At 37.9% G+C, this 24201-nt stretch carries 23 protein-coding genes and 1 pseudogene; 8 read left to right on the forward strand and 16 right to left on the reverse strand.

Annotation, left to right across the window (positions count from 1 at the left end):
• Positions 1–381: 381 nt before the first annotated feature.
• Genes NC797_RS01740 through NC797_RS01750 form a run of 3 tightly spaced genes read left to right on the forward strand, consistent with a single transcriptional unit; the run spans position 382 to position 3361 of the window.
• Complete coding sequence (locus NC797_RS01740; RefSeq protein ID WP_272434899.1) at positions 382–1362, forward strand: tripartite tricarboxylate transporter substrate binding protein; 981 nt, start codon at positions 382–384, stop codon at positions 1360–1362.
• Between the two features lie 15 nt (positions 1363–1377).
• Positions 1378–1857, forward strand: a complete 480-nt coding sequence (locus NC797_RS01745) for a tripartite tricarboxylate transporter TctB family protein (protein ID WP_272434901.1) — start codon at positions 1378–1380, stop codon at positions 1855–1857.
• Between the two features lie 16 nt (positions 1858–1873).
• Complete coding sequence (locus NC797_RS01750; protein WP_272434902.1) at positions 1874–3361, forward strand: tripartite tricarboxylate transporter permease; 1488 nt, start codon at positions 1874–1876, stop codon at positions 3359–3361.
• A 261-nt stretch (positions 3362–3622) separates the two neighbouring features.
• On the opposite strand, the gene NC797_RS01755 is transcribed toward NC797_RS01750, so the two are convergent.
• A complete protein-coding gene (locus tag NC797_RS01755; protein WP_272434903.1) occupies positions 3623–4372 on the reverse strand; it encodes an RQC-minor-1 family DNA-binding protein in 750 nt (249 codons plus the stop codon).
• A 489-nt stretch (positions 4373–4861) separates the two neighbouring features.
• Between NC797_RS01755 and NC797_RS01760 the strand changes: the two genes are divergently transcribed.
• The gene (locus NC797_RS01760; RefSeq protein ID WP_272434904.1) at positions 4862–5020 is read left to right on the forward strand and encodes a hypothetical protein; all 159 of its coding nucleotides are present in this window, start codon (positions 4862–4864) and stop codon (positions 5018–5020) included.
• 158 nt (positions 5021–5178) lie between these two features.
• Here the strand turns inward: NC797_RS01760 and NC797_RS01765 are convergent, their stop codons facing one another.
• The 8 genes from NC797_RS01765 to NC797_RS01800 form a co-directional block, all read right to left on the reverse strand.
• Positions 5179–5499, reverse strand: a complete 321-nt coding sequence (locus NC797_RS01765; RefSeq protein WP_272434905.1) for a type II toxin-antitoxin system RelE/ParE family toxin — start codon at positions 5497–5499, stop codon at positions 5179–5181.
• Entirely contained in the window at positions 5486–5752 is a 267-nt protein-coding gene (locus NC797_RS01770) for a type II toxin-antitoxin system Phd/YefM family antitoxin (RefSeq protein WP_272434906.1), read from the reverse strand. The genes NC797_RS01765 and NC797_RS01770 overlap by 14 nt, the downstream gene beginning before the upstream one ends.
• 168 nt (positions 5753–5920) lie before the next feature.
• A complete protein-coding gene (locus NC797_RS01775; protein ID WP_272434907.1) occupies positions 5921–6568 on the reverse strand; it encodes a DUF3889 domain-containing protein in 648 nt (215 codons plus the stop codon).
• Positions 6569–7106: 538 nt separating this feature from the next.
• On the reverse strand, positions 7107–8486 hold the full coding sequence (locus tag NC797_RS01780; RefSeq protein WP_272434908.1) for a dihydrolipoamide acetyltransferase family protein: 1380 nt from the start codon (positions 8484–8486) through the stop codon (positions 7107–7109).
• 20 nt (positions 8487–8506) lie between these two features.
• A complete protein-coding gene (locus tag NC797_RS01785) occupies positions 8507–9526 on the reverse strand; it encodes an alpha-ketoacid dehydrogenase subunit beta (RefSeq protein ID WP_272434909.1) in 1020 nt (339 codons plus the stop codon).
• A gap of 20 nt (positions 9527–9546) precedes the next feature.
• Complete coding sequence (locus tag NC797_RS01790; protein WP_272434910.1) at positions 9547–10536, reverse strand: thiamine pyrophosphate-dependent dehydrogenase E1 component subunit alpha; 990 nt, start codon at positions 10534–10536, stop codon at positions 9547–9549.
• A 195-nt stretch (positions 10537–10731) separates the two neighbouring features.
• Positions 10732–12678 (reverse strand): sigma-54-dependent Fis family transcriptional regulator, encoded by a 1947-nt coding sequence (locus NC797_RS01795; protein ID WP_334313173.1) that lies wholly within the window; start codon positions 12676–12678, stop codon positions 10732–10734.
• A 53-nt stretch (positions 12679–12731) separates the two neighbouring features.
• Positions 12732–13943: a CdaR family transcriptional regulator gene (locus NC797_RS01800; RefSeq protein WP_272434911.1), complete on the reverse strand. Its 1212-nt coding sequence runs from the start codon at positions 13941–13943 to the stop codon at positions 12732–12734.
• 191 nt (positions 13944–14134) lie between these two features.
• On the opposite strand from NC797_RS01800, the gene NC797_RS01805 reads away from it, so the two are divergent.
• The 4 genes and pseudogenes from NC797_RS01805 to NC797_RS01820 all read left to right on the forward strand — a co-directional run bounded on the left by NC797_RS01805 (position 14135) and on the right by NC797_RS01820 (position 17802).
• Positions 14135–15295, forward strand: a complete 1161-nt coding sequence (locus tag NC797_RS01805) for an NAD(P)/FAD-dependent oxidoreductase (protein ID WP_272434912.1) — start codon at positions 14135–14137, stop codon at positions 15293–15295.
• A gap of 24 nt (positions 15296–15319) precedes the next feature.
• Positions 15320–15463: a hypothetical protein gene (locus NC797_RS01810; RefSeq protein ID WP_272434913.1), complete on the forward strand. Its 144-nt coding sequence runs from the start codon at positions 15320–15322 to the stop codon at positions 15461–15463.
• A 13-nt stretch (positions 15464–15476) separates the two neighbouring features.
• Positions 15477–16289, forward strand: a pseudogene (locus NC797_RS01815) (ornithine cyclodeaminase family protein); the annotation flags it as partial.
• A gap of 52 nt (positions 16290–16341) precedes the next feature.
• On the forward strand, positions 16342–17802 hold the full coding sequence (locus NC797_RS01820; RefSeq protein WP_272434914.1) for a sodium/proline symporter: 1461 nt from the start codon (positions 16342–16344) through the stop codon (positions 17800–17802).
• A gap of 217 nt (positions 17803–18019) precedes the next feature.
• Here NC797_RS01820 and NC797_RS01825 read toward each other — a convergent pair whose 3' ends face one another.
• From NC797_RS01825 to hxlA, 7 genes are all read right to left on the reverse strand, one after another.
• On the reverse strand, positions 18020–19036 hold the full coding sequence (locus NC797_RS01825; protein ID WP_272434915.1) for a zinc-binding alcohol dehydrogenase family protein: 1017 nt from the start codon (positions 19034–19036) through the stop codon (positions 18020–18022).
• 20 nt (positions 19037–19056) lie between these two features.
• Positions 19057–20331 carry a TRAP transporter large permease gene (locus NC797_RS01830; protein WP_272434916.1) on the reverse strand — a complete coding sequence of 425 codons (1275 nt, stop codon included), beginning with the start codon at positions 20329–20331 and terminating at the stop codon, positions 19057–19059.
• A complete protein-coding gene (locus tag NC797_RS01835; RefSeq protein WP_272434917.1) occupies positions 20328–20816 on the reverse strand; it encodes a TRAP transporter small permease in 489 nt (162 codons plus the stop codon). Before NC797_RS01835 ends, NC797_RS01830 begins: the two co-directional genes overlap by 4 nt.
• 56 nt (positions 20817–20872) lie before the next feature.
• The gene (locus tag NC797_RS01840; RefSeq protein ID WP_272434918.1) at positions 20873–21892 is read right to left on the reverse strand and encodes a TRAP transporter substrate-binding protein; all 1020 of its coding nucleotides are present in this window, start codon (positions 21890–21892) and stop codon (positions 20873–20875) included.
• A gap of 106 nt (positions 21893–21998) precedes the next feature.
• The gene (gene allD / locus NC797_RS01845) at positions 21999–23012 is read right to left on the reverse strand and encodes an ureidoglycolate dehydrogenase (protein WP_272434919.1); all 1014 of its coding nucleotides are present in this window, start codon (positions 23010–23012) and stop codon (positions 21999–22001) included.
• Positions 23013–23030: 18 nt separating this feature from the next.
• Positions 23031–23579 (reverse strand): 6-phospho-3-hexuloisomerase, encoded by a 549-nt coding sequence (gene hxlB, locus NC797_RS01850; protein WP_272434920.1) that lies wholly within the window; start codon positions 23577–23579, stop codon positions 23031–23033.
• Positions 23576–24196: a 3-hexulose-6-phosphate synthase gene (gene hxlA / locus NC797_RS01855; protein ID WP_272434923.1), complete on the reverse strand. Its 621-nt coding sequence runs from the start codon at positions 24194–24196 to the stop codon at positions 23576–23578. Before hxlA ends, hxlB begins: the two co-directional genes overlap by 4 nt.
• Positions 24197–24201 lie beyond the last annotated feature (5 nt).

The raw sequence follows: 24201 nt of genomic DNA on the forward strand, positions 1-24201 counted from the left end.
TAGTCCCACTCTCTTCCACATATCAGCTTAAAAATCGCCACGGCTCTATTTCCGATTTTTAACAGTTATAATGACAATCAAAAATTATTCAATGGCCTTTTGCTTTAGAGATTTGGAATGATCCAATCCCATCATCCTTTTGTCAAATCATGTATATTCAAAATATTAAATTTTCTGCATTTTTTCATACAAAGTGTAATAGAATTAATCAAAATATTAAAAAAATGAAAGTAAAACAATGAAAAGGGTTTACTTTTGTTTTAAAGCAACATTCACTTATACTTCAGAATCTTTTAACATCATTTTGATTTAAAAATACTTTGAAAAGGAGGGTAGATTTCTAGGACAAGTTTAACCAATTAAGAATTAGGGGGAACAAAATTGAAAAAATTTACTTTCATATCGTTAATCGGCTTAATGGTGATTTTAACCTTATCTGCCTGTGGATCTAAAGCTAGTAACGAAGCAAAAACAAGTGATTATCCAAATAAAGCTATTCAGATCGTGGTACCTTGGGGTGCTGGAGGAGATACCGATGCGATTAATCGTCTAGTTGCGAAAGAACTTGAAAATATTCTCGACACTGACGTTGTTGTAAAGAATGTATCTGGTGGAAGTGGTGTAGTTGGAGCACAACAGGTTTTAAACGCAGATAATGATGGGTACACCCTCCTCTCCATCCACGACTCTGTTGCAATGTCCCAACTTACTGGGCAATCTGATTTTGGCTATTTTGATTTTGAACCAATTGCATTAATGACTTCCACTTACGATGCAGTTGCCACAAATCCAGATAGCCCCTGGGATTCCATGGAAGATGTTGTGGAATATGCAAAAGAAAACCCTGGAGAAATATCCTATGCCGCTTCTATTGGTTCCACTTCACAACTAGAACCAGCATTAATAGAAACAGCCGCTGGTATTGACTTCAATATTGTTGGTTATGATGGAACCGCTAAAAGAATGAAGGCAGTTGTGGGTAAAGACGTCGACTTAGGTGGTGTTTCTGTCGTAGCAGGAAAGGATTACTTGGATGACAACCGAATGAAGCTTCTTGGTTATACAGGTGAAGAAAGAAGTCCTGTACTTCCAGATCTGCCGACACTTAAAGAACAAGGAATTGATGTTGTATCAGCAACGAACAGAGGACTTGTAGCACCAAAAGGTACTCCAAAAGAGATCATAGAAAAACTAAGCAACGCACTTGAAGAAGTTGCTACAAGTGAAGCATTCACATCTAAAATGGAAGAACTCAGTACCGACGTTAATTTCAAAGCAACAGAAGCGTATAACGAATTCTTAAAGAAAAATGAAAAGGATATGAAAAAGTCCCTTAAGAAAAGTGGTTTGCTCGCAGAATAGAAAGGAAGTTTTAATATGGTGAAAGCAAAACGAGACCTAATAAATTCTGTGGTAATTCTAGCTTTTAGCGGTTTTGCATATTATGGGTCCTCCTTAATCTCAGAACGCAATCTTGGTAAGACAGAGGCTGACTTCTTCCCGAATATAATGATTGGGGTAATAGCCTTTTTAAGCTTATGTTTATTAGCAAATAGCATCGTTAGAATGAAGAAAGAGAAAGATTCGCACTTAAATATTTCCATCAGGAAGCTACTCCAAGAAAATAAAAAAGTGATTTTAACCTTTATTTTGTTTGGACTGTATGTACTTCTACTCGGATATATTGGTTATTTCCCATCATCTATTCTGTTTTTAATAACACTATACCTCGTGCTCGCAACGAACAAGCAAAAAATGTGGATTGTTTGCCTAGGGTTTATTGCTTTAACACTGGTACTTTATATCGTTTTTCAAAATGCACTATCTGTTTTCCTTCCAACAGGGGTATTTTTTTAAAGGGGAGTAACTACTTATGGAAAATGTACTATTAAGCTTTGAAACGATTTTGAACGTTCAAACGATGACGATTCTATTAATTGGGGTCGTTGCGGGTATTATTGTAGGTAGTATTCCGGGGTTCACCATTACTATGGGGGTCGCACTAACGTTACCATTTAGTTTTAGTATGGATCCAGTAAATGGGATTGCACTCATGATGGGTGTTCAAGTAGGCGGAAGTTCTGGGGGACTCATTACGGCGTGTCTCCTTGGTATCCCTGGAACCCCATCGGCAATGGCGACGACGTTTGATGGGTTTCCTATGGCTAAAAATGGTGAACCTGGCAAAGCATTAGCGATCGGCTTGTGGGCATCCTTTATTGGTTCCATTATTTCGGGGGTCATATTAATTTTCATGGCACCGTTACTCGCTGAATGGGCACTTGAATTTGGACCGTGGGAAATGTTCGCATTAATGATGTTTGGACTAAGTGCTATAGCAAGCTTAAGTGAGGGCTCCTTAATAAAAGGATTAATGTCTGGTAGTTTAGGTATTCTATTTGCACTTGTTGGTTCAGATCCATTAACCGCTATCCCAAGATTTACATTTGGATTTAGTCAACTGTCGGCAGGATTTAACTTCTTACCTGTTTTAATTGGACTGTTCGCTTTCTCCCAATTATTAGGTGACATTAAGAATCCGCCTCAATCCTTCAACATTGATCAACACACAAACATAACCTATCCATTTAAAAAAGCAATCAAGGATATGTGGAATTCAACCGGCAATGTAATAAGGTCCAGTTTAATTGGTACTTTTGTAGGGATTTTGCCTGCTGCAGGTGGCAGCATAGCAAATATTTTGAGTTATGACGTCGCAAAAAAGTTTTCCAAAAAGCCCTTTACATTTGGAAAAGGGACAAAAGAAGGCATTATAGCAGCAGAATCAGCAAACAATTCATCTGTTGGAGGAGCACTCGTACCGATGCTTGCCTTTGGAATTCCTGGTGATGCAGTAACTGCTATGATGCTTGGCGCTTTGCTAATTCATGGCATCCAGCCTGGACCATTGCTAATGGAAAGTCAGCCTATATTAGTGAATGGTGTGTTCATTTCCTTTTTCCTTGCTGCATTTTTGATGTTACTTGTCCAAAGCTTTGGTATTAAACTTTTTCTAAAAATTAATCAGATCCCTTTTCATTACCTAGTTCCCGTTATACTTCTATTGTGTGTTCTTGGGAGTTATGCCGTCAACAATCGAATTTTTGATGTTTGGGTTCTCCTATTATTTGGTCTAATCGGATATTGGATGAAAAGGAACCAGTTTCCGTTACCCCCCTTTATATTGGGAATAATTTTAGGACCAATGATCGAATCGAATTTACGTCAGTCTATTTCATTAGAACCTGTAACAACCTTTTTCACTAGACCAATCTCAGCTGTATTGCTAGTTCTTGCAGCGCTATCCATGATATATGGCGTTTACAGCAATATGAAGAGTAATAAACAGCTAGAAAATTAGGTGCCAATGCCAGAATAAACAACTTTGCTAATACAGGTAACATTGATGAAAAAGGTGAACCCCATTTTTAAAGAGCCCTGACCAAAACTACAATTTTGGCAGAGGCTCTTAGCTATCTCATAAACGACATGACTCTCTTTGTACTGGCTTTCCTGCACTATAGCCCACAGAACGCGTTGAAAAGAATCTTGTAAACGACACTACTCCAAAAGTGTCAGGCACTGCAGAAAACATCTTTATATGTTCTGACAAAAACTTATTCTAGCAATCCCATCCAAACTTTCTCTCCATCCGACACTCTTCGCATCTTTTAGGCAGGGTAAATCCTTTTTGTTTAAAAAAACGCTGCTCTCCTACTGAAAAAGTAAACCGATCACCGCAATCCCAGCATTTTAATACTAAATCCTCAGGTGGTGATCCCTCGAGTGCCTCATGCAGTAATTGTTCTCTCTCTGTGATCCGTTGCTCATCTACTCTTTCTCCTGTTTCAATTGCCTTTATCGTTTCTCGAATCGCAGCTCGTACCTTTTTGTAATCCACACTTTCCCATCTCTCTAGTAAAGGGATGTATTTCTTATTCCCCGTTTCTCTGATTCTTTCAAGTAATAACAGAATCATGCCACGATTCCGGTCCTTTAGATAGGTCATGTCTTGGTCGATTCTACCTTTCGCAATCCATTGATCCCATTCACACAAAAATTCATCCACCCGCTGATTTTTTTCAATATCCCACCCTCGTTCTGTATAAACGATCATCGGTAGTTTCCCATTGTATTGGATATCCAGGAAATCGTTATCAATCATCCAATCAATCTTTTCCATCACAGTCTCTAATTTTTCTGATTTGAAATCTCCATAGGTGGGGCATTCATCTAATCCTAACTCCAAAACCTTTTTCTCGCGTGATCCCTTTAAAGTTTTAGCAAGAAGTGTTCGTCCACCCTCTGCTATCATTTCATCAGCCGCTCTTAATATCGCCAGAATTTCTGATTCAGGTAACTTTGATTTCATAAGAATCCCTTCCCGTTGAATAGATATATTCTATTATAATCTAGATGCTTCACCATTTATACAGGATCTTTTAGACTGTTGATCGTGTTAGGACGAAGCTAGGGATATACCAAAAAAGAGCACTCGGCGTGCTCTTTTCAATAATTTCTGTTAATTTTCTATTTCCCACTTTAGCATGAAGGTGGTCAGGAATTCACCCTTCAACCATTTCTAACCTCATTCCATCCGAGTGTAAATATTTTTTGTTCAGCATACTATATACCTTTTTAACATTTGTTTCCTATTGAATTGGGGCAGATCTTATTTCTAACTCTTTTAAGCTGCTATTCAGAATTTACAAAGATATTTTCTTTAAGCACGTGTTCAAAAAGGAGGATGAAAAGCGCAAAGAAATTCAAGGGGGCGGCGTAGCTTTGGGTATAAGCTCGCTCCGTAAGCATTAGCATCGCACGCCGAAAAAGTGGTTTTCTTTTTCAAGGAGCGGAATGTATGCTTTTACATGAGGAAGGCAATTTCAATGAAATTGCTTCCTTGAAGTCTTGCACCGTGGAATCTAGCTTCTTTGAATTACTAGAAGACACAGGTGCACCGGTCTCCGAAAAGCAAGCCAACGAAAAGGTTCAAAGCGATTTTCACCGGGATTTTTGAACATCCTCTTTAAGTGTATCAATTTTATAATAAGTAATTGGTTAGGGGCTTTCTGTTAATTACAACAAGAGGTTTTTTACAATTTTTATGGATAAAGAGTGGTAACCCGTCCTAAAATAAAACATTAGGGGATCTGAGATAATTTTATGAGGGCATCCTTATATTAGGTCTTGGAACTTTTGCTTGCCGTACAGAACACGCATGACAATAACTTCCTTTTCATCCTTTCTAACTAAGTGAAAAACAATGTAATTTTCAACGGTGAGCTTGCGGTACCCTTTTTCTTTTAACATTTCATCCTTTACAAAACTACAGGAAAACGGAAAAATCCTTAGCCTCAAAATGCCTGTTTCAATTTTCATCAAAAGGTCATCAGCTGCACTTTGATTGTGTAGTTCATTTGTAATATAACCATATATCCTATCCATATCTTCATAAGCCTTTGGTGTTACTTTAACTGTATATTTATTTTCCTTCATACTTTTTCCTTATATCTTTAAAGACTGCTTCCCCATCTAAGAGATTTTCCCTATCTTTAATTTGTATTTCTACTTCTTCTAATTTTTGATATAACTCTAGTTTGCCCAATGATTTTTCATAAGTATCCATACTCATGACCACTAAGTCTCTGCAACCATCCTTCGTTATAAAGAGTGGCTCTTTGATTTGATGGCATAGTTCAGCGATCTCAGTAGTATTTCTTAAGTCTTTTATTGGACGAATTTTAGTCATTTTAAAACACCTCCTATCTCATTTATTGTCATTAATTATAGCATTGCTATAAACTATAGACAATTAGGGTTAGGTTATATGTTTCGCATAATTTCATGCATAAAAACACTACTCCACAGGCACCATCGAAAAAAAGACGCCACCCTTTATGATAGCGCCCAATACCTGTCATGCCTCCTCTAAATTAAACGATAGAACCCGATCTGTATTCGGATTATAGGTTACTCTTCCTCTTATCTTTATCTTCTCTGTCGGGGATTGCAAAACGAAATCATACACTTCCCTTACTTTTGTAGGGGATAGTTCGGTCTTATTCACAAAGCTATAATCGACAACGTTATAACCTGGATAGGCAATTTTTGTAACCTCTAATAAATACTTTCCCCACTTTTCTTCTTCAAGATTAGGGGATGGGATGATCTCTACGTTAATGACACCTGCATCTAAATTGGCTCCAAGTGCTTCAAAGGCTTGTCGATGTAGGTTAATTTGATTAGCTGGATAACCCGGAACACGATCTACTACAGTTACGATAAGCTCCCTACCTGTAGTAGGATATCTAACTTTGATCGCTTCCCCGCACTCATAGGGTGCATTACCTCCTACAGCAACCGTCATATAGGAATTTTCTGACCACGGAATTCCACACTGTGTAACAGGCCCTCCCTCTGTCCACGTCGCTTGTCCCCGAATAGGCTGTTGACGCCACATATGGAATAAATGTGGAAAATGCCCTCTATTAGGTGGGTAATAGGCTTGAGGCTGATAAGGGTATCCCCCAAAAGGATATTGTGTGTTTTGCTGATGATGATACATACTTCCTCCTCCTGTTCATTGTCAAAGTCCTCATTATTACAATATGTTATTGGAGGTTACCCGTGATAAGAAACAAAATTAAGCATCTATCCTAAAAAAGAAGTGCACTTACCCAAACTTGGAAAAGAAATATTAGCATAGGAAAAGAGTCCTATAAAACAACCAAAATAGGGTGATAGGAAATCAGTTGTTTGGAAGGGATCATGCTGCTCAATTGTACAAAATGGAATTATGAAACAATACAATAGGGACAAGGGAAGTCTGCATATCTTATCGCTGACATCCCCTGAATTTTGGGGTGCGAAACTTAAGAACTAATTCCTCTTGCGGACTTGGATATTCGAAATATTCCCATATCCCATCCAATACCGAACATGGAACAGAAATGTATGGTTTCTTTATTATTTTCAATGGTATTAATGATCTGTTCTAAAAAATACCTCTCCACTTTTTAATTTTGGAAAACATAAAAAGTTGCTATCTTTGAAATAGCAACTTTTTCCTTACAAATAACTTTTCAGTAACCTAACCTATCTTGCTAAATAGTTCGAAAACCATTAGCTTCAAAAAGCAGTTTTTTCAGATAATTAATCGCATTTTGTGCAAGGATTCCATCAATGACGCGATGATCATAGCTAAGGGACAATGATATCATAGATCCAATAGCAAATGCATCGTCTTTTATAATTGGCTTCTTTGTTATTTTTCCGATTCCCAAGATAGCTGTTTCTGGTCCGTTTATGATTGGTGTAAACCATTGGCCATTCGCAGTTCCGAGATTAGAAATGGTACATGTCCCACCTTGGATTTCGTTGTTGGTTAATTTGTTTTCGGCGGCTTTCTGAGACAGGATTGAAATTTCTTGAGCCAAGTCAAAAATACTCTTATTGTCGGCATGTTTAATAACTGGTACCATAAGTCCGTTTTCGGTTTGAGTGGCAATTCCAATATGGTAATTATTTTTCAATAAAATTTCTTGGTTGGAATCATCGAAGGAAGCATTAAGTTCTGGAAACTGTTTCAACGTCTTTACTAAGGCTTGGATAATATAAGGTAAATACGTTAACTTGATATCCTTTTCTGCAGCTACTACTTTTACACTTTCACGGATGGAAACTAATTTCGTAACCTCCACTTCATCAAAATGGGTAACATGAGGAATCGTTGATTTAGATTCACTCATTGCTTTAGCAATCGCCTTTCTAACCCCTTTCAATTTTTGACGAACAACTTGGGGATCAGCATCTGTTTGTAAAGGAAGTATTGCCTTATTATTTAAATAACTTTCAACATCATCTTTTGTGATTCTACCATCCTCAGTTGGAAGCTGCTGTAAGTCAACCCCCTGCTTTCGGGCAAATTTACGAACAGAAGGTGTTGCAATGACACGTTTACCAGCTTGTTGTTTTTCCTCAGGTACATCCGTTTGTTTTTTCAGTTCTTGTACAGAAACTTTCTCCTTCTCTAGGAAAGCTGCTTTCTCTATATCCTCTACTGTTGGTCTCCCATTTGGACCTGTTCCAACTATAGAGGATAAATCTACTCCTTTTTCCTTAGCAATTTTTCTAACCCTAGGTGATACCTTTACGAAAGAACGATCACCTGGACCTCGCTTTGATGAGTGACCATTTGGCTGATGCAAACTTTCTTTTTTTTGCTTATTACCTTCTGGATCAATCAAGGCAATGACATCTCCAACACTTGCCACACCCCCACGGTCAACTTTTATTTCTACTAATGTCCCAGAATTTTCCGCCTCAATTTCAGAAACTGCTTTTTCTGTTTGTACTTCCACTAATGTTTCCCCTGTAGCTACAGTATCCCCTACTGATTTGTGCCAAAAGACAACAACACTTTCATCATCTGAGTCTGATAAGCGTGGAAGTATAACCTGAACTGTGCTCTTTGTATCGACCATGTTATGACACTCCTTAGAGGTTATTGTTCCATTAAACTACGTATTTCCTTTATGATAGATTCTGTACTTGGGATAACATATTTTTCTAATGGACGACTATAGGGAATAGGCACATCAGGAATAGCTAGCCTTCTAACCGGGGCCTCTAAATCATAGAGGGCGCTTTCAGCGACGATGGCACTAATTTCAGCAGTAAGTCCATAGGAAAGATAGTCTTCATCGACAACCAGTAGTCGATGTGTTTTTTGTACCGATTCAATAATTGTTTCTTTATCAATTGGTGCAAGAGATCTTAAGTCAATAACCTCTGCATCAATACCCTCGTCTGCTAGCTTCTCGGCTGCCTCGACTGCATAATGCGTCATCATTTGAACGCCAACAATCGTAACATCTTTACCCTCTCGAACAACGTTTGCTTTATCTAAAGATACCGTATACGACTCTTCTGGAACGTCCCCAACGGAAACGTCCAATTGATCCATCCATCCAAGTCCTTGTAATGATTTATGAAACATAAATAAGACTGGATTGTCGTCTCGGATTGCAGACGTCATCATTCCTTTTAGGTCATGAGGGGTTGACGGAGCAACCACTTTCATACCTGGAATATGTGCAAACGTCGCATATAGAGTTTGGGAATGCTGAGCCGCATCACTATAGCCACCACCAACTGCTGTCATCAAAACCATTGGTAGCTTTACATTGCCACCTGACATGTATGGAATTTTGGCCATATGGTTATAGATCTGATCCATACAAACACCAAAGAAATCAACAAACATTAACTCTGCAATTGGGCGCATTCCATCAGCCGCCGCTCCAATAGCAGCCCCAATGAATGCTGTTTCAGAAATAGGCGTGTCTATTATTCTATCTGAGCCAAACTGGTCTATTAACCCTTGTGTAGAACCAAATATACCCCCATATTTACCAACATCCTCACCTAGAACAAATACATCGGAATCTCTCTCCATTTCCTGTGCAATTGCTTCTGCCATAGCCTTATTTCCTGTTAATATTCGCTTATTAGTCGTTTTCATTTAAGACACTCCTTCCGTTTTTAGCAATACAAATCTTCTAATGCCGCTTCTGTTCGAGGGTACGCACTTTCCCTAGCAAAATGGTAAGCTTTATCAACCTCATTTTTGCCGTTGGATTCTAGATCACTGATCTCTTCTTCAGAGGCAATTCCTTCTGAAACAAACTGCTGTTTTAATCGTTCAATCGGATCCTTTTCTCTTAAACTTGGCACTTCCTCTTTATCACGATATAACTCTGGATCGCCTTGGAAATGCCCTAAATAACGGTATGTTTCAATTTCAATGATTGATGGCCCTTCCCCTCGGCGAGCTCTTTCTACCGCCTGTTCAGAAGTTTTATACATTTCCAGTGGATCGTTATCCTTGACGTAATATCCTTCTGCATGTTCATAAGCAGCTGCACGTTTATCATTAGACGAAATAGATGTGGAAGATTCTTTAGGAACCGAAATACCATAACTATTATTTTCAACAACAATAATTAATGGTAGTTTCCACAAAGAGGCTAGATTCAATGATTCGTGAAACGCACCAGCATTTGCTGCACCTTCCCCAATAAATGCTACAGCTACCCAATCCTTTTTCTTTTGCTTCGCGACTAGTGCTGCCCCAACAGCTTGGGGTATCCCTGCAGCCACGATCCCACCACAAGAAAATTTCACATTTGGATCAAACAAATGCATGTGCCCACCTTTACCCTTACCAAGGCCTGTCTCTTTACCAAAAATTTCAGCGGTCATTCTATCTAAATCTATCCCTTTAGCAATCGCATGGTGGTGTGGACGGTGTGGCGCTGTAACAGTATCGTCTTTCGTTAAATGCGCACATATCCCAACGGCAGCTGGCTCTTGTCCAGTAGCCAAGTGCATTTCGCCAGGAACGGTCCCAGCGCCAATATTAAAGACAGGCTTTTTTCCCTCAGAGTATGCTTCAACCATACTGTCTTCATAGTAACGAATCTTGTACATGGTCTCATACATCCAAAGTAGCTTTTCTTTTGAAATCGTCATCTTTTGTCATCCCTTTCTTTTAAATAGTTAACCTCACCTTTCTTATTGCAAATTTCATTCCAACTAAGCCATTATTTCTTCAAATAAGGCTCGATAGAACTTGGCCACTATTATGCTTATCCTCGCTCACAAAAAAGTGTCCCAAACTGTAGCACAAATCCGCGACAGTTTGGGACACTGATACAATATGGAACACTATGATTTTAAACCGAACCGATCTAACTGCCGGTACAACGTACTTCTGGATATACCTAATTTCTTGGCAGCTTTACTGTAGTTGTAATTACACTGCTTTATCGTGTTGATTAACGTTAACTTTTTTACATGGTTTTTTTTCGGTAAAATCTCACTAGATGGAAAACTTAGATTTTTTGTTAATGGTTCAACTAGTTCTGTTGGTAGCTGTTCTAACTTGTTACCTTGCGATTTACTAACCATTCTCTCGGTAATATTATGGAGTTCTCGAACATTTCCAGGCCATTCATACTCCCGTAATGCTCTAATAAAATCTGGTGAAATTGTTTCTATTTTCTTAAATAGTTTATGATTAATCTCACTTACGAAATGATTTGTTAATAACTCAATATCATCTTTGCGTTCTCTTAGTGGTGGTATTTTAATAGGTAAAACGTTTAGGCGAAAAAATAAGTCTTCTCGAAAGCTTCCTTTTTGCACTTCTTCATACAAATCTTTGTTTGTGGCTGAAATAATTCGTACATCAACATGAATGGCCTTGCTTCCCCCTATCCTAACTAGCTCTCTATTTTCCAACAGTCGTAGTAATAGCACTTGCATATCAAGAGGCATTTCACCAATTTCATCTAAAAATATGGTACCACCGTCAGCCAATTCAAATTTCCCCGAATTTCCACCTCTTTTGGCGCCAGTAAAAGCTCCATCGGCATAACCGAACAATTCACTGCCTAACAAATCCTTAGGAATCGCCCCACAGTTTATTGCAATAAACGGTTTATCTTTTCGATTACTATGATTATGTATGGCTTGGGCGAACAAGTCTTTGCCAGTACCACTTTCACCCAGTAACAATACATTTGAAACGGATTGTGAAGCCAACTTTGCCTCTTGAATTCTAGCTGTTAACAATTTATTATTGCCGATAATATCATTAAAGGTTACTTTAGCTCTATTACCAGTAACTTTATTAACAAACTTGTGAACCTTATTTACTTCTTCAAATAATATTAAAGACCCTATCCGCTTTCCGTTTTTAATAATAGGTCTTTTAGTTAGGAATACATTAATCTCTTTTGAATACGCTTTCAATTTAATACGAATTTCTACATCATCCACTTTTTTGTCAGACAGATGAATATCTTCAAACAATCTGTTAGTAAAAAGCTCCTCACTTTTCTTTCCAACCCATTCGTTTTCGGTTAGACCAATGATGTGTTGTAGTTTGTCATTGATTTTAATAATGCGGCCTTCATTGTTCAAAATCATAATACCAGAGTTTAACGTGTTGGTAGTAGCTTCAAGATACCCTTTCATGAGCTCTAGGTTATTCATTTTTTCTTGTAATCTTATTTTATTTTCAATTGCTTTGACTGCTGATACCACCATTCCAAGTGTATGGGGGTGAACCTTATCCGAAGGTCCTGACATGTTTAACACACCTAACACTTCTCCGTCTTCGCTTAAAATAGGTGAAGCCGAACAAGTCCATTGCTGACAAATTTTGCTGTAATGCTCATGCGCAAAAATTTGTAACGGCCTTTTTTCAAAAATGCAGGTCCCAATTGCGTTTGTACCTACAGCCTCTTCACTCCAATCAGCACCTTCTACAAATTGAATTTCTTTTGCATATGACAAGGTTGTTTCATCTCCAATTTGTTTTAGAATGATTCCATTACGGTCACATAGTATGACAGTAAAATCAGATCCTTTGACTAACTCATATAAATCCTTCATTAATGACTCTGAATGATAAATAAGATTGGCATGTACCTGAAGACTTTTATTTCTTTTATGAGGGTAGACTTTTCCAGTTTTTTGATGTGGGTTGACCTTATATGACTTTGATCGTAACCATGATTGTTGAATAAATTCAGCCACTCGGACATCCATGGAATCTTGAAGAACGAACCGCTCCCACATTCCTTGTAACTCAGTTAAATCTTTCAAACTATAATCCTCCTTTTGGCATATAGGTTTTTGCCCTCATTATTTGCTTGTTTCTATGAATAATTCAGATTCTCATTTAACTGACTAGGTATATTACATGTTAAACTTCTCAAAGTGAGAAAAAGCACCATGCAATGTTCAAAGGTATCTAAATTTAAGGACGTAATGGATTCTATTTTTTTCAAACGATAAATGAGCGTATTTCGGTGAATGAACAGTTCGCGAGCAGCCTTGCTTATATTCAAATTGTTTTGGCAGTAATGAATAAAGTCCCTTACTAAAACTTCAAAATCCTCATGAAGGAATAAAGGTTTTAAACACTCCATTAATTTCTCATGGATTTCTTTATCTATACAATGTGGCACTAAACTAGTTAGTAATTCCCAATTTCTATAGCTATAAACCTTTGGGGACATTGCAGCTTTTTCTCCAACTTCAAATAATCTTAATGCTTGGCGATAGGAATCTCCTATATCCATAATAGTTGGTTTTAAGTCGCCGACTGCAATCGCAGCATCTTCTATTTGGTACGATGAAAACAAACGTAATAAGTCCTTTGCCCGCGACTCATATTTATCAATAAAATCACTATACATGTTATTATTATCAATCGCTTTTACTACAATTATTTGTTCTGCTTTAAAATAGGAGCAAATGTCTTGAACGGCATCTATTAGAAAGACTTCACCAACACAGTCAAGGAGCTTCTGCCTAATATCGCGTGTTAAAAGTCTATTACCGAACAGCATATTGACTTGAAGATCTATCACGATACAAATTCGGTTTATGTTACAATCGATGCCAAGGATATTACAATAGTGCTGGAGTCTTTTCCAGTCAATGTGTTGTTCAAATAGTAGAAACTGCAAGAAATTTTCATGCGTTTTCGCCTTTAAATCTTCTATTTCACTTCGAAAGGACTCCTGCCAAGTCATTTCTACATAGCGTTTCACTAATTTTGCATAGGGCTTCACCTCATTTGGTTGACCAATAATACCAAGGACACCAATAGTTTTCTCATCAAATACCAACGGAACTGCAATTCCTGGAAGGACATTTTCCATGTGTCTTACCATTTCAGGCTCAAATACGATTGCGGCGTTTTTCTTAATTACTTCAATGGAAGGTTGATGATGCATTCCAATACGACTTCGATTCGTACAGCCAATGATATATCCTTTGTCGTCTGATACACTAATTGGAAAAGATAAGATTTCGGAAGTTTTTTTCACTACCCTTTGTGCAATTTGCACTAAATCCTCCAATTGCCATCCCACCTTCACTTTACTCAATTTTATGTAACATAACTATAGCATATTTTCAGATAATTATAAAAATTAATTAAAATAGTATGGTTTTTTTAGTGAAAATACACATAGAATCCCATGCCACATTCATTTATCGTTATCAGTAATCACACTTGTAACAAAATCTTCCATGGGTGGTGAAAGGAAAGATGAAGACAGATATTATTATAGTAGGAGGCGGCGTAATAGGATCTAGTATTGCCTATAATCTTTTGCTTGATGGTTATGAAGGGGAAATTACTGTTTTTGAGAAAGACAGAATCTATGAATACTCCTCTACCCCTAGAAGTGCTGGTGGAATCAGACAATTATTTACGACAGACATTAATATTAAGATTAGCCGATTCAGTCTTCAAGTCTATAAAACGTTTCCACAAGATATGGCTATCAAAGGAGAACTGGCAGAAATAGACTTTAAACAACGTGGATATCTTTTTCTTGCACAGCAAGGAATGCTCGATCAATTACGGAAACAAAACAAATTACAGCAACAACATGGCGTGCCTTCTGAATTATTAGGTAGCAACGAATTATTACAAGTTATCCCTGAATTAAACATAAAGGACCTAGATGGTGGCTTGTATTGTGCCGAAGATGGATATTTAGATCCCTATTCGGTTATGCAAGGTTATGCAAAAAAAGCAAAGCAGCTAGGAGCAAATTATATATATGAACCAGTCAAAAGTATCCTTAAAAATGAAAGCGGTATTAAAGGTGTTAAGTTAGATAGCGGATTAACCTGCGAAGCACCAATTGTCATTAATTGTGCGGGACCATGGGCACCAGAATTGAGCGAGATGTTAGGAAATCCCATACCAATAGTCCCGTTGAAAAGGCAAATTATTCAGTTTGATATCGCAAAGCCTTTGACTTACGACTTACCTTTAACTGTTGATCCTACTGGGGTTTATTTTCGACACGAAGGTCATTCACTTATTTCTGGATTTTCTGAAAAAGTTAAACCTGGTATTGATTTTACATGGAAGCGCTCCTTCTTCCTAGAACAACTCTGGCCGATACTTGGTCACCGTGTCAAGAACTTTGAGCTGGCAAAAATAGCAACAGGCTGGGCTGGTATGTATAGCCATAACACCATTGACCAAAATGCGGTCATCGGTGAGCACCCTAAATTAAGAGGCTATTACCTTGCTTGTGGATTTAGCGGACATGGAATGCAGCAGGCACCTGCAGTAGGAAGAGGTTTAGCAGAATTAATTCAAAAAGGGAGGTATGAAACCATTGATTTATCTCCATTAAGATTTGAACGATTTGCAGAGAAAAATTTTGTTCTGGAAGGTGCTGTCGTTTAGTTTAATAGCTATGAGGAAAGGGGATTGACAAGATTGCTTTTTTTAAATGAACAGGAAATTCTTCAAACTGTATCTATGAAAGACATGATTGACACCGTTGATGAATCTTATAGAATATATGAAGAACAGCCCTATCTAATGCCCACAAGAACAAAAATACAATTTTGAAGAAAACACACTTCTCTTAATGCCTTGTATCACAAACAAAAACATCGGTACCAAACTCGTAACTTCTTATCCAAATAATAAGGATAAAACTGTTATCCAAGGCCTAGTAGTCGTAAATGATCGCGATACAGGTGAACCAGCTGCACTATTAAATGGTACAACCATAACTGGTATAAGGACGGGAGCTATTGGTGGCTCTGCCGTTAGACATTTATCCACTACAGACGCAGACAGTCTTGCCATTATTGGGGCAGGCATACAAGGGCTGTATCAAGCGGTAGCAGCTTGCACATAAAGAAGCATTAAGAATCTATACGTTTATAACCGAACTCCTGAGAAACTTCCATCATTTATTGAGAGATTAAAAGCAAGATTAAGTCCCGCTGTTAACATCTACTCCATGCATTCAGCAGAACAAGCAATAGAACATGCTAGTATCGTCATAACAGCGACGACCTCATCAAAGCCTGTCTTACCTAACAACAAAACGCTGTTAGAAGGGAAACTTTATATTGGTATCGGATCCTTCCAGCCTACTATGCGGGAATTTCCAGATGCCCTTTACTCCCTTACCAACCACATCTTAGTAGACGGCATTGACGCAATCAGTGAGTCTGGTGATGTAAATGATCCTGTTGAACAAAATTGGATAATCAAAGAAAACATTATCCCTATGTCCAGTATTGTTACAGGAAAGTCTCAGATAAATTTAGGTGACACGATTATTTTTAAGTCTACTGGAATGGCCTTATTTGATGCAGTTGCAGCGCAAAAGATCTATGAAAACAGTTTGTTAAAGGCAATCGGAACAAAACTTGAAATTTAATTCACCCCATATTTTGTAAGCGATTGCACAATAAGGGGGATGGAGGGAATTTATGAATACAATTATAATTGTTGAATTTTTTCTTTACTGTCTAGTTATTTTGGGGATTGGTTTTTACTTTAGTCGAAAGAAAATGAATCATTCTGTCTTTTTATTAGGCGGCAAAAAATTACCCGGGTGGGCACTTGCCTTTTCGGAACGAGCAACCGGTGAATCTGCATGGCTACTCTTAGGTTATACTGGATTTGTGTTTGCAACTGGACTTTCAGGTATGTGGGTAGCTGTAGGAATAGCAGTTGGTATCATTTTTGCGTGGGTATTTTTGGCGAAAAAGTTTATGCATGAAACGAATAAATACGGTGTATTAACACTACCCGATTACCTTGCTGCACGTTTCGCAAAACAAGCAAATGTTATTCGGTGGTTAGCAAGTATTCTAATTGCAAGTTTCCTCATGTTCTATGTAGGTGCTCAGATGGCTGGTGCCGGTAAAATGTTATTTACCACATTTGGATTGGGGCATACAGTCGGAATTGTTTTAGCAACGATTGTCATCATCGTCATTGCTTTTTCAGGAGGTTTCGTTTCCGTTGTATGGACAGACATGATCCAAAGTGTCATGATGTTAATCACCTTGGTTGTACTGCCGATTGTTGCTTTTGTTTACATCGGGAATAATGATCTGTCTGTGACACAATCAATAGCCGATGCTGGAGACTCGTTTAATTCTTGGTTTGGTGGAATGACAGGGTTTGCTATTGGCGTTTTATTCTTTAACAACTTCTCCTGGTTTTTTGGGTTCTTAGGTGGCCAACCCCAATTAAGTTCAAGGTTCATGGCTCTTAAAAATGAAAAGGAGGCAAATCAAGGAAGTTTTGTCGCCATTGCTTGGACGATTCTTGCATATTCGGGGGCCTTTTTAATCGGAATAGCCGCCATAACGATGTATAACCAAGGCTCTTTTGCCGATGTAGAAATCATTTTACCAACTATGATTCTTGAACTAATGCCGCCGTGGATTGCCGGTGTTTTACTCGCAGGAATAATAGCCGCTATCATTACCACTGCAGACTCTCAATTAATGGTTATAACTAGTTCTGTGAGCGAAGATATTATCCACAAAGCACTTGGGATAAAAATGACAGATCAACAACTGGTATGGGTATCAAGAATCTCCGTCGTTATTTTTGGACTCATCGGCATGACAATTGCCTTGGTTTCTGATTCGTTAGTTTACCTAGTTGTTAGTTGGGCATGGGCAGGTGTAGGTAGTACGTTATCTCCGGCAATCATACTGGCATTCTTTTGGAAACGATATTCAGGAATCGGCGTAGTAGCTACCATCATCTCTGGGTTTGTGTTTACAATCATTTGGGTTAGTACACCACTTGATAGCATTATTACTTCTAGATTCACAACGTTTTTCATTGCAGCGTTCTTTGGAATAGTATTTAGTCTTCTATTTCCTGACAAGGCAAACGAGGCAAGCAGTTTATCAGAAGAGATTAATTAAAAAGGGTATTTACAAACTTTTCTGGATATATTAATTAAGCTAGATTAGATAAGGATTTGAATATGCTCCATGGAAGGTTTTGCAGGATGCTGATAGAAAAAGAATTAAGGATAAATACAGTACTAATTTTTACATTAATAAAGATGCTTCTATCATATACTTCTATCATATAAATAGAAGCATCTTTATTGGATTTCGCCTTTTCGTTTTCAACATCTTACATCTTAATTATTACCTTCCTCAGTGCAGGAGGCATTGCCTCCATTAATTTGAATGCTTTCTTAGCATCATCTATGGGAAATTCATGGCTAATTAAATCTTCTACATCAAAGTCATCCGAATTAAATAGGTCTACAACTACAGGGAATCTCTCTGTTTGTAATCTAGAGCCACAAATCGTTAATTCCTTTTTCGTGATGTTCACCTGTGCAATGCGTGAAGATTCGACATTAAATCCTAGTAATACAACTCTTGCGGCAACCGATGTAACCTCAACCGCTTGTTCTACAGTTTTTGGTGTTCCAACCGCATCAATAACAACGTTTGCCCCCATTCCATTAGTCCAGATTAAGAGTTCATCTTCCACTTGTTGTTGCTGCGGATTAATCGTAACATCTGCTCCCCATTTTTTAGCAAAATCAAGTCTTTCCTGATTAAAGTCAGAAATAGCAACCTTAGCTCCAGCATGTTTTACCATTTTCAAGCAACATAATCCAATCGGTCCTGCACCGATGATGTAAACCATGTCATTCTTTTGCACTTGTCCACGATAGATGGCCTGTGCACCAATTGAAAAAGGTTCAATTAAAGCTACCTCTGACCAATTTAAGTTTGAATTTACACGGTGAACCAAATCCTCTGGAAACACAGCAACCTCTCTTCCACCACCGTCCTGATGAACGCCATAAACCTCCACATGTTCACAAACATTCCTACGTCCTTGTTTACATGCGTAACATTCACCACACGATGTCATTGGCTCTATGACTACTTTATCTCCGACATTTAAACCTGTAACGGAGTCTCCTAATTCTATTACTTCTCCCGCAACCTCATGCCCTATTATCCGTGGGTAAGTAGCAAATGGGTTTTGACCATGGAGAATATGCATGTCAGAACCACATATCCCCATAGCCTTCATACGAATTTTCACTTCATTTGATTCTGTGATACTTGGCTCCTCCACCTCAACAACTTGTAAGTCATAAGGTTCCATGACGCGTATTGCTTTCATAAAAAATTCCCCCAATCTATTTAATCAAAAAGACTTGGTAAAAACAAGGTAAGTTCAGGGATAAAGGCAACTAGTAAAAGCACTAGAATACTTACCCCTAAAAATGGTAACAAGGCTACTGAAGAACGTCCGATTGATACCTTTCCTATACTCGAAGCAACAAATAAACATACCCCAAGTGGAGGTGTAGATAACCCAATCATTAAATTCAATACCAACATGACACCAAAATGAATGGGATCCATTCCAATTTCAATCCCAATCGGTAAAAGTACTGGGAATAAGATAACGATCGCCGCTATAGTTTCCATAAACATGCCTACAAAAAGGAGTAACAAGTTAATTAATAGAATGATTACAATTGGATTTTCAGATATAGAGAGAATCGCATCAGCAATTAGCTGAGGAATTTGCTCACTAATGAGAATCCACCCAAACAGATTCGCAAATCCTACGAGGATCATGATTGCTGCAGCATCCACAACCGAATTTAAAATGATATTTGGTAATTGTACGATCTTCAAATCTCTATATATGAATAGGCCAACAATTAATGCGTATACAACTGCAATAATGGAAGCTTCCGTTGGTGTAAAGATACCACCTAGAATTCCATATAGTATAACTATTGTCATCATTAAGGCCCAAAAGGCACCCCAAAATGATTTAAAAATGACAGAAAAGCTTTGTCTTTCCCCTCGTGGATACTTACGTTTAACAGAAATAATATACGTTACAATCATCAATCCAGCGCCAAGTAATACCCCTGGAATAACCCCAGCGATAAATAGGTCCCCGATAGAGACTGTTGCTAACGTTCCTAAAATAATCATCGGAAGGGATGGTGGAATAATTGGACCTATGGTAGAAGATGATGATGTTACAGCAACTGAGAAAGGAGCATCATACCCTTCTTTTTTCATTGCAGGTATTAATACGGAACCTAAACTTGCAGTATCAGCTAATGCCGTACCTGAAATTCCTGCAAATCCCATGGATGCACCGACGTTCGCTAAACCAAGCCCACCACGAATGTGACCAACTATATTATTTGTAAATTTAATTATTCTTTCTGTTATTCCGCCAGCGTTCATTAAATTACCAGCTAAAATGAATCCAGGAATACTTAGTAGTGTAAAGGAGTTAATACCACCAAACATCTTTTGCGGAATGATATTCATTGGGATATCTGCAATCAAAAGATAGATAAAGGATGATAACCCTAAACTAAATGCAATTGGAACTCCAATAAAGATCATTACTAGAAAGGATAAAAACAAAATGAGAGCCATCATATTTCAATACCTTCTTCCTTCACTGCTACTTTACCAGTAAGAATGTTGTATATATTAATAAAACTATAAAAAGCTGTAAATGTAAAAGCAACAATCATACTAGCAAAGATGTAAACCATATTTATTTTAAGGGTGGCAGAGGTCTGTCCCTGACCCAACATTGCGAAATCATAAGAATATAATACTAACATTGTTGAGAAAACACCTAGAACTAAATAAATGAAAGCATCGTAGTATTTTTGTATTTTTAGCGGTAATAAATTAACTAATATATCTACTCTCATATACCCTCTTCGTTCCATTGCAACTGGCGCACCAAATGCGATCGCATAAACAAACAAGTATCTTGTTAATTCTTCTGTCCATACAAAAGTAAATGGTAAATATCTACCTAAAATCTGAATTAGCACAACAATTGCCATCATTGAAAAGGTAATAGTTGTTAAAAACTTTAATATCCTTATCAACCCATTAACCACCTGCATGATTACACCCCTTTTAAAGATAATGGGGAACACCCAAAAGATGCCCCCAACAGCCATTATTTTGCCAAATTTTTAATTTTTTCATATAGAGCTAGTTGTTCTTCATTTAAACTATTTTCAACAGCAGGTTGCATAGCTTCCGCAAAAGCTTCTTGATCTACTTCAACAAATTCCATACCTTCATCTTTCAACAGCTGAACGTATTTTTCTGTTTCTTCTTCATATAACTTCATGCCGAATTCTTGTGCTTCTTTAGCAGATTCCTTTACTGCAGTTTGCATGTCACCGCTTAAAGAGTTGAATTGTTCGTTACCAACTACAACATAGATCCAGCTACGAACGTGTTCAGTTAAATTCACATTATTTTGTACTTCAAAGAAGCTAGCACTATTAATTAAGTCAACTGGGTTTTCTTGTCCATCAATAACACCTTGTTGAATAGCAGTAAATACTTCACTAAAATCCATTACTTGTGGGCTAGCACCTGCAGATTCCCAAGCATCCATGAACAATGGTACGTTCGGTACACGCATCTTGAAACCTTCTAAATCAGCAGGAGTCTTGATTGGCTCTTTAGATGTTAGGTTACGTGGAGCTCTCAAGTGATAGTAAAGTGGTGTAACACCAACCTTTTCTTTGATTGCGCTTTCAATCTCTTTACCAATTTCGCCCTCTACCACACTCTTTACCTGCTCTTCACTTTGAAATAAATACGGAACTGCCATAAGAGCTGCTTCTGGAGCCCAGTTCTGCATGGTTTCACCTGAAATAGTCATATCAACTGTTCCAGCTTTAATACCATTCAATACTTCTGTCTCACTACCTAATTGTTCATTCGGATAAATTTCAATTTGTAACTTTCCATCTGTCTTCTCGTTAACAAGCTCAGCAAATTTTTCAGCGGTTTTATTCCATGGGTGATCTTCATTAGCTAAGTTACCCAACTTCCATGTAATTGTCTCTCCATTGTCACCTTCTCCACTTTCAGCATTTTCACCTGTAGTTTCATTTCCTCCACAAGCGGCTAAAAGAAAAATAAGTAATACCCCCATAAGTAGACCATAAATCTTTTTCATCTTCGTTCTTCCTCCCTAGTTTTTAAATTTTTTTATCCTATTTGCCTTGCTAGTATTCTAAGATTTGGCCGAAAGACTCCCACCCCCCTTGAGATAATCAAAATTATTATGAAGTTAAGTATTCATAAATACTTTGTGGAACAGGAATACCGCTTTTCAATCTTTCTTCTTCTTTCAATTGTTCTGGTTCTCCTGGAACCATGACAGAACTAAATCCTTCAGCGGGTTTTAATCCATGTAACTCCTCAATAATTTGATCAATATTACTTAAAAACTCTTCTTTTGTTATGAAAAGACCTGGGTCAACTGTTAGGATAATATGTCCCAAACGTCGATAGTTTTTGTAATCCCCATACATAGTTGCTATACTTGTACCAAATGCGGAGCCTGTTAAGATCCCAGAAAGAACATCAACGGTTAGTGCTAATCCGTATCCCTTTGGTCCACCAATTGGTAAAAGGTTCTTCACTAAGTTTGGATCAGTTACTGGGTTTCCGAATGCATCAACACCCCAGTTGTTCGGAATAGATTTACCCGTTTCTCTAGCATGGAGTACCTTACCTAGTGCAACATTACTGGTAGCCATATCTACAATAATTGGTTTGTGTTTCTTAGCTGGAAATCCATATGCGATAGGGTTTGTGCCAAAGTAAGGCTCAGCCCCACCGAATGGAACAACTGCACTGTCTGTTTGAGTCATCACCATACTAACCACATCTTGTTCAGCAGCCTGTTCTGCAAAGTAAGATAGTGCACCACAATGACTACTATTGATAATTCCAACCATTCCAATTCCATTTTCCTTAGCTAAATCAATTGCTTTTTCCATTGCATGTTTTGTAATTACATGGCCCATGCCGTTATCACCATCAAATAATACTGCAGATTTACCCTTATCTTCCACCTTAAACTGTGGGTTTCGGTTCATACCACCTTCGTTCATCCTCTTCACATAATGCTCTGTTCGAAGTACACCGTGGGAGCTTACGCCTCTTGCATCAGCATGCACTAACACATCTGCAACAATTACCGCATGCTTTTCACTTACATTAGCCTCCGTAAGTTTCTTCACAACAAGATTTTTTAACTCTTCCTTTTGTAAAATAACTTCTTCTGCCATTTCTTTTCTTCCCTTCAGTTAGTAATTTGCGTGTTGGTTTTTCATATAATCATTGATGTTTGCTTTATCTTTTGTTAGCAAAATAACAACGGAATCTAAAAAGAGATGAACACTTTGGTCAAATTGATTTCCTAAAGGCTGAATCGTATTTGGTTCCTCAAGAAGTCTTTGCTTTGTTGCTGCAGGAAGACGTACTACTGAGTCCGCTAGTTCACCTAATTGAGATTTACTTGCTGCCGTAACCAATAATAGTTTCGTGCCAAGTTTATGTGCCTGTTCTGCTGAAACTAACGAAGATTTTGTATTCCCAGAACCACTGATAACGACAAGAACATCGTCTTTGTTAAAACTAGGAGTAATCGTTTCACCAACAACAAACACCTGATAGCCAGCATGCATTAATCTCATTGCAAACGCCTTGCCCATTAGACCAGAGCGTCCGTCACCAGTAACAAAGATTCTCTTCTCGGGCTGAATATCTTGAACAAATGCTTCAATTTGTTTATCATCAATTTTTTTTGCCACTTCTTTTAACTCATTTAATATTTCATAATAAACTTGTTTCATTTTTTCATTTGACCCCTTATTTCTTTTGCCGCTTCGCTAGGTACTTTTGAGCCTGTAATAAAACTACCAACAATGTAGATATCAGGCTTTATCTTTGAAAAGGAAGCAATATTGTCTGGGTTAATTCCCCCTGCTACAGATATCTTCAATCCCTCTAAAGCGTTAATAAAAGTAGTTAAAACGTCAAAGGAACCTTCGTCAGCTTGCATATCTTTTCCAATGTGGACAGAAACAGCTGTAACCCCAAGATGCTTCAGTTCGTGAATTCGATCCGCGGAAGTAATTCCAAGTAAATCAATGACAACTTCTTTTTGAAAGTCCTCTGAAACACGTAATGTGTCCAAAATCGTTTTATCTGCTGAGAATCCCATTACGGTTGTATAGTCTGCACCTGCTTCAAATGCTTGAAGGGCTTCATGCTTACCAGCATCGCATGTTTTCATGTCAGCTAAAATGCACTTATCCGGGAAGCGCTTCTTCATTTCTCGAACAATTTCCATTCCATATTCTTTAATTACACCCGTCCCAACTTCGACAATGTCAATATAGGGATGACAATCGGATACTAGTTGAACACAATCATCATTTTTCATGCGGTCAAGAGCCACTTGTAACACCTGAC

The organism is Terrihalobacillus insolitus, from assembly GCF_028416575.1.
GTDB lineage: Bacteria > Bacillota > Bacilli > Bacillales > Amphibacillaceae > Terrihalobacillus > Terrihalobacillus insolitus.